The following is a 3308-nucleotide window of genomic DNA, read 5'->3' on the forward strand; positions in this document are numbered from 1 at the left end:
ACTTTCCTTTTGCAAAAATATCTTACTACATGACTACCAATAAAACCTGTACCTCCAGTTATTAATACTCTATCCATTTATATCTCTACCTTTTTAAATAATAATCCACTGTTATGTCCGCCAAAGCCATATGAGGTAGATAGTGCAAATTCAATATTTGCCTTAGTTGATTCTTCTACAAGATTCAAGTTATCAATAGGATCCATTAACAAATTGCCATGAATTTTTGAATTTTTTATGGAAAAAGCCGTAATAGCAGCTTCTAGAGCGCCACTGGCACCAATGCTGTGCCCTAAAATTCCTTTACTTGAATTGATATAGGGCTGATTATCTCCAAATGTTTTATTAATCACTGCTGCTTCTATACCATCATTTAAGACTGTACCAGTGCCATGTGCGTTAAGATATTGAATTTCTCTTCCTTTTACTAGTTTTTGAAGCAATGATGAAATAGCAACACCTGATTTATCCATCTGCACAATATTATATCCATCACTATTACTTTCATAACCACAGATTTCAGCATATATATCTGCTCCTCTGTTTTTTGCAGCTTCCATTTCCTCAAGTACCAGAATACATCCCGCTCCCTCATTAAATAAAAATCCGCTTCTGTTTTTAGAAAACGGCATTGGATGACCATCCTCAGCTCTTGTAAGGGTAGACAGCATATCAAACCCTCTCATTATTGCTCCTTTTTCTTCTGCAAGACATTCAACTCCACCGGTGATTACAGTTGTACAATAGCCATCTTTTATCCTCCTAAAAGCCTCGCCAATGGCCATAGTTCCGGAGGCACAAGCAGCATTTACTGTAGAGCTAGATCCTTTAATACCAAAAATTATAGATATCCATGCGGCCGCTGAATTTGGCATAAGCATTGGTATAACCATTCTATTAAAGCGTGAATTTATATTATGCTGCTTAAAAATCTCCTTATCTCCATTAAATAAATGAGAAGCATAAGAGTGAAATGCCGTTTGAAGACTACTCATTCCTACTCCGATAATTATGTCGCAGTTACCTATATTTTCAACAGTAAAATATCTAGACCCCTTTGCCACAGGAAGACCTGCATCCTCCAATGCTAGCTTAGTGCCTGCCACAGAAAATTTAGATATTCTTTCCATAGCACCTTCAATAGCTTTGGGTAATCCGAATTGCGTCACGGAAAAATCAGGTGCAGGAACATAAAACTTAGATTTAAAGGAGTAATTCTTTTCGAATTCCTGTGGTATTTCATTAATAACAATTTTCTTTTCAAAAACACTTTTGAAAAAATCGCTTGTTCCTATTCCTCCAGCTGTTATAGGACCGATTCCCGTTATAACTACTCGTTTCTCCATAAAATAAAACCCCCTTCGCAATCATGATTTATTGCTTAAAAAACTGATAATGTCCTTAATGTAATCTTTAATATCCTCGTAGTCTCTTGCACTTATGTTTAATAAGCTAAGATCAATAACTTTATTATTCTCCTCTAATACTTTTGTTGAAGAATTTTTTATGGACCCTATTTTATAGAACTGTAATCCACGCTTTGAAGCCTCCTCCATAAATTCAGCTTCTTTTAGCTTGGCTACAGTAAAAAGTAGTTCATACTCGCCACATTCGCCAAGAAAAAGAAGACTTTTAGGAATTGAAAAAACAGTTGCTGCAATGGACCCAGCTCTAATATATGGCAAATACCCCAGCTTATAACCGGTTCCGCTAATTTCAGATATAGAGTTTATGCTATTAAACACTCCGTCACTGGTATCTATACTGGCATTCGCAAATGTCTTTATTAGCTCTGATTCCTTTATTCGAAGATTAAATCTATTTTTAAAAGTTTTTAGTAGCCTTCCTACAAGCTTTTTCTCAGAATAAAGTTTTAGAAATGCCTCAAGATTTCCTCCACCTACGGTACCGGTAATATAAATTCCATCACCAATTTGGGCTTTGCTTCTTAAAAGAGGTTCACCTTTCAAATTACCGATTACAGAGGCAGTATACCTCCAAGACTTAGACTTCCCAAAATCTCCTCCGAGAAAGCAAACTCCAGACTCTTTTAAAACTGCAGCAATGCCTTCTGATAATAATCTCACATATTCCTCCGTCCAGTCATCCTTTATAGTAAGGCTGTGAGAATAAAACAAAGGCTTACCTCCTGTAGCAAATATATCACTTATAGCCCCTACTGCAAGATTCCAGCCTAATGTATAAGGATCATTCTCACGGAGCATATCTTCACTTGAGAATTCATCTATAGTATGAAGCATCTTTTGATTTACAAATTCATCTCCTAGCTGAATGATTTCCGAATCTGATTCAAAAAGAGCATTAACCTGAGATTTAGACCTGGGCATAACTCCATCTATTATTTTTATTAAATCTTTTTCTCTACTCATAGTAACCCTCACAAATCAAATCTAAAGTATCAACTGCAGAGCTTATTCTGCAAGGTAAAAATCCAGCAGGGTCTCCATCAAACTCTATTTCGTTATTTAAATTATTACCATATATATCTACAGTTTCACAGTAATTTAATGAAATATTTTCGCCATTATTAATTGTCTTTCCGCTGTATATACTTCTTATCACATCAAGAGACTTTAGCACAGTCAGCTTTTTTATAACAAGGCTATATAACATGTTATCTTCTGTTTTAATGTTATTCCTAACTTTTATTCCAGAAGCTATATAATAAGTTTTTCCTATGGATATATTATGAACCCGAGGTATTATTTTTAATTCCCCATCAAAGGAAATCATCATATCTATCGGTTTATAGAATAATAAGGTTTTAATAAGTGATATAAAGGTGCCAATATAATCTCCAAAAATTCCTCTTATACCACTATTAGCGCTGCGGGCTACCGCTGCCCCAAGGCCTATATTTGCGCAACATGCAAAATAGCGAGTTTCAAAGTCCAGCAAAACGTCTATACTTTTGTTTTCTAAATCCTTTGTGTACCTTCTAGCCATAGTAATCCTTCCGGGCCTTATTTTATTAACTTTTACCCCTGAAGTAATCAAGTTTATCCCTTCCTGGATTTTAAGAGGTATACCATAACTTTTGCAAAAGTCAGGACTTGTACCAGTATATATTACTCCCATTTTAGCTTTTGATATTCTTATACCATTTTCATCATAAAACCCATTAATAACTTGATTTATAGTTCCATCACCGCCTACAGCAACTATTATGTCGTACCCAGATTTGTTTGCATTCTTTGACATTGCGCCGGCATCACTGAGTTTTGCAGTTATTTCATAATGGTAATTCAGTTTTTTCTCATCTAGAATCCCAAATATTTTTTTAAATA

General features: G+C 35.1%; 4 protein-coding genes. All 4 read right to left on the reverse strand.

The window, feature by feature from the left end; translation table 11 throughout:
• On the reverse strand, positions 1–77 hold a 77-nt coding region (locus tag JJE11_RS17825), incomplete at its 3' end, for an NAD-dependent epimerase/dehydratase family protein (protein WP_366927958.1).
• A complete protein-coding gene (locus tag JJE11_RS16900) occupies positions 78–1346 on the reverse strand; it encodes a beta-ketoacyl-[acyl-carrier-protein] synthase family protein (RefSeq protein WP_291637727.1) in 1269 nt (422 codons plus the stop codon). It abuts the gene before it with no gap.
• Positions 1347–1367: 21 nt separating this feature from the next.
• On the reverse strand, positions 1368–2390 hold the full coding sequence (locus tag JJE11_RS16905) for an AIR synthase related protein (RefSeq protein ID WP_291637729.1): 1023 nt from the start codon (positions 2388–2390) through the stop codon (positions 1368–1370).
• Positions 2383–3308 (reverse strand): diacylglycerol kinase family protein (locus JJE11_RS16910; protein WP_291637731.1); only part of this gene is annotated, 926 nt, incomplete at its 5' end. The genes JJE11_RS16910 and JJE11_RS16905, both read right to left, overlap by 8 nt.

The sequence above is a fragment of the Clostridium sp. genome (genome assembly GCF_016650095.1).
In the GTDB taxonomy this organism is placed as follows: Bacteria; Bacillota; Clostridia; order Clostridiales; family Clostridiaceae; genus Clostridium_AD.

Bases quoted from the DNA above. Each gene is read 5' to 3' on its own strand.
- JJE11_RS16900 (WP_291637727.1), bottom strand. From the start codon at position 1,346: ATGGAGAAACGAGTAGTTATAACGGGAATCGGTCCTATAACAGCTGGA.
- JJE11_RS16905 (WP_291637729.1), bottom strand. From the start codon at position 2,390: ATGAGTAGAGAAAAAGATTTAATAAAAATAATAGATGGAGTTATGCCC.